The following is a 491-nucleotide window of genomic DNA, read 5'->3' on the forward strand; positions in this document are numbered from 1 at the left end:
ATCCGCGATGCCGCGCTAAACAAACTGCAAACCCTTTCCGGCTACCACTTCCCCTCAGCGGGCAGCACGGAAGGCATTGAACGGGAAAAGCTGCCGGCCATCTTTGTGGGCTTTGCCACGGAACAAACAGAACAGGAGCTCTCGGGTACTACCCGCCAGCTGGATCTTGTCGTGTCGGTGGTGGTGCTTAGCCGGGGGGATATCTATGAACGGCTGGATCAGGCCACTGAGGATATTGAGAGTGTCCTACAGGGTCGAACCCTGGGTGGTGTCTGTGAGATTTTCGCGCTATCACAAACCGATTTCGCCCTGGATCAAGATCACCCCTTGGGCGAGGTGCGCCTGACTTACAGCGCCCAATATTCCACTGAATGACGCACTTCCGCGTCGGACTTTAATTTCTACTAAGCGACTGGAGAATCCCTATGTCTCAATTGGCTCAGGGCACCAACCTATATTTTATTGATCCGGCAGATGATTCTGTGCAGAAA

The 491-nt window shown here is 53.8% G+C and carries 1 protein-coding gene; it reads left to right on the forward strand.

Annotated elements, in window-relative coordinates; genetic code table 11:
• The coding region (locus tag Q1A69_RS20145; RefSeq protein ID WP_299589724.1) for a hypothetical protein at positions 1 to 375 on the forward strand (375 nt) is incomplete at its 5' end.
• Positions 376 to 491: the final 116 nt, after the last annotated feature.

The organism is uncultured Microbulbifer sp. (assembly GCF_947498635.1).
Taxonomy (GTDB): Bacteria; Pseudomonadota; Gammaproteobacteria; order Pseudomonadales; family Cellvibrionaceae; genus Microbulbifer; species Microbulbifer echini.